Source organism: Aeromonas sp. HMWF017, from assembly GCF_003061465.1.
Lineage (GTDB): Bacteria > Pseudomonadota > Gammaproteobacteria > Enterobacterales > Aeromonadaceae > Aeromonas > Aeromonas veronii.
The window spans coordinates 1-2771 of record NZ_QAJD01000032.1 but is presented as its reverse complement, the minus strand read 5'-3'; the positions used below and the strand labels follow the sequence as shown (position 1 = coordinate 2771).

General features: G+C 55.6%; 2 protein-coding genes. Both read right to left on the bottom strand.

What is annotated here, in order from left to right:
- Nucleotides 1–25 precede the first annotated feature (25 nt).
- Nucleotides 26–1351 (bottom strand): 6-phospho-alpha-glucosidase, encoded by a 1326-nt coding sequence (locus tag DBR30_RS02710; RefSeq protein ID WP_206665121.1) that lies wholly within the window; start codon nt 1349–1351, stop codon nt 26–28.
- Nucleotides 1348–2771 (bottom strand): alpha-glucoside-specific PTS transporter subunit IIBC (locus DBR30_RS02705; protein WP_108588175.1); only part of this gene is annotated, 1424 nt, incomplete at its 5' end. The genes DBR30_RS02710 and DBR30_RS02705, both read right to left, overlap by 4 nt.

Below are 2771 nucleotides of genomic sequence, written 5' to 3'. Positions count from 1 at the left end.
GAGGGGGTTTTTGTTTATGGGCGGGTTATTTCAGTTCCGGCCAGTAGGCTTTGTTGGCCTCTATCAAGTCATCCAGAATGGACTTGGCCACCGATGCACTGGGCACTGTCTTGGAGAGGGTGATGGCTTGCCACAGCTTCTGGTAAGAGTGCTCGACCCAGGCTTCGACCACCAGTTTCTCGACCGCGACCTGCTGACCCATCATGCCCTGCTGGAACAGCGGGATGCTGCCCACTTGCAACGGCTCTGGCCCGCTGCTGCCGACCAGGCAGGGGATCTCGACCATGGCTTCCGGGTCAAAGTTGGGGATGGCGCCGCGATTGGGAACGATCAGCAGCATCCGCTCCTGAGTGTTGAAGGCGATGGCGGTTGCCAGGTCAACGATATAGGAGGCGTGTTCATCGATCTCCAGCTCGCCCGCTGCTGAATTGCCTGCCTTGACGATGTCGCTACAGGCGGTGAAGACCTGCTTCTCGCGGTGCTCCATCACCTCGTTGGCGCGGGTGTGTTCCGGGTTGGAGTGGGCCACCACATAGTCCGGGTAGAGGTAGTACTTCAGATAGGTGTTGGGCAGGGTATCCGGGTCGAGCGCCCATACATCCTTTGCCTTGGCGAAGGTATCGTTCCAGCTTGCTTCGGCATGGCTGGCGCTATTGGGCACATAGCCGTGGCGGGCGACGTGCTCCTTGATCTTCGGCATCAGGTCGTTACCTTCCAGATCCTCGATGCGGGTCCACCAGCCAAAGTGGTTGAGGCCGTAGTAGCGTACCCGCATCTCTTTGCGGGATTTGAGACCGGCAATCTGGGCCATGCGCCCCTCGATCCCGATCGGCATGTCGCAGATGTTGAGGATTTTTGCGTTGGGACGCAGGCGACGGGTCGCTTCGGCCACAATGGCGGCCGGGTTGGAGTAGTTGAGCATCCAGGCATTGGGTGAGTACTGCTCCATATAGTCGACCAGCTCCAGCACTCCGCCGATGGAGCGCATGCCATAGGCGATACCGCCCGGGCCGCAGGTCTCCTGACCGACCACGCCATGACGCAGCGGGATCTTCTCGTCCAGCTCGCGCATCGGATATTTGCCAACCCGGATATGGGCCATGACGAAATCTACATCGCTAAACGCTGCTTTGGGGTCGGTGCCATAGCTGAAGGCGATCTCGGGAGCTTTCTCTTTCAGCAAGATTTTGCAGGCTTCGGCGATGATCTCCTGACGGGCACCATCGTTGTCGTAGAATTTGATCTCCTTGAGCGGGAAGCGATGTTGATTTTCCAGCAACATCAGAACGATACCAGGAGTAAAAGTGCTGCCACCACCGGCAATGACTACAGAGAATTTTTTCATGATCATGACTCCATTACTAAAGACGATTGTTGATGACTGTTGTTCATAATCGATTCCATATTTTCACGTACCTGAGGTACATGCAGACCGATAATTACCTGGATACTATCGCCATGGCGGACGACACCATGGGCCCCTAATTTAATAAACTCCTCATCTGCCGCGGCTAGCTTGCTGTTAACCAGCGATATTCTTAAGCGGGTGGCACAATTATTCAGACTGCGTATATTTTTGACTCCACCAAGCGCTTCGATAATTTGTGTTTCACTATCACTGCCCCGCTGGTTTTTGGCTGCCTGATAATCTGACTTTGAATAAAGCTTTATTTCACTGTCTTCCCGGCCCGGTGTTTTAAGATTGAGTCTGATAATCAGCGCGCGGAATATCAGGAACCAGATTCCGGTAAAGACCAACCCGATAGCGATCTGGGTGAACATCATTCCCGCATGGTTGTGGAACATGGGTATCCAGTTCTGCGGCAGGAACTGGTCGAGCAGACCTCCACCCATGTTGCCGACCACACCAAACAGGTACATCACAGTCGACATGGTGGCTGCCAGCAGGGCGTGGATGGCAAACAGCAGCGGCGAGATGAAGAGGAAGGTGAACTCCAGCGGCTCGGTGATACCGACCAGAATGGCGGTCAGGGTGGCCGGGATCAGCAGGCCTGCCACCTTGGCCTTGTTCTCTTTGGCTGCCGTGGCATAGATGGCCAGAGCAATCCCCATGGCACCGAAAATCTTCGAGTTGCCGTGCAGGGCAAAGCCACCCTGAGGGAACTGTTCAATCAGCGGGCGAGAGCTCTGGCTGAACTCCAGCATGTGCTGCGCCCAGTAGAGCTGAATGCCCCCCTCTACTGCCGCTGGGCCGAAGATGAAGGGGCCGTAGATAAAGTGATGCAGGCCGGTCGGGATCAAAATCCGCTCTAGGAAGGTGTATACCCATACCCCGACCGGACCCGAGACCAGCATGAAATTCTGCAGGGAGGCGATGCCCATCTGTACTTTTGGCCAGCCGATCAGGGTCAGCCAGGCGCAGGGGATCATCACGAAGAAGGCGACAATAGTGACAAAGGAGCTGCCCTGAAAGATGCCGAGAAAGACCGGCAGTTGGCGATCAAACAGGCGGTTGTGCAGTGCCGTCACGATGCCGGAGATGACGATGGCCCCTATGATGCTGGTATCCAGGGTCTTGATCCCCGCTACCATGGCGAGGCCACTTTCCCCCCCCACATCCTGACTGAAGTCGACCCCGAAATAACTGCCCCAGGTCATGCCCATGGCGTTGATAAAATAGTTCCAGGTCATGAAACTGACCAATACAGCCAGACAGGCTCTGGCTTGTGCCTTATTTGCCAGACCGATTGGCAGGCCAATCGCAAATATAAGCGGCATATTCCTGAATACTGTCCAGCCACCCTCTTCAA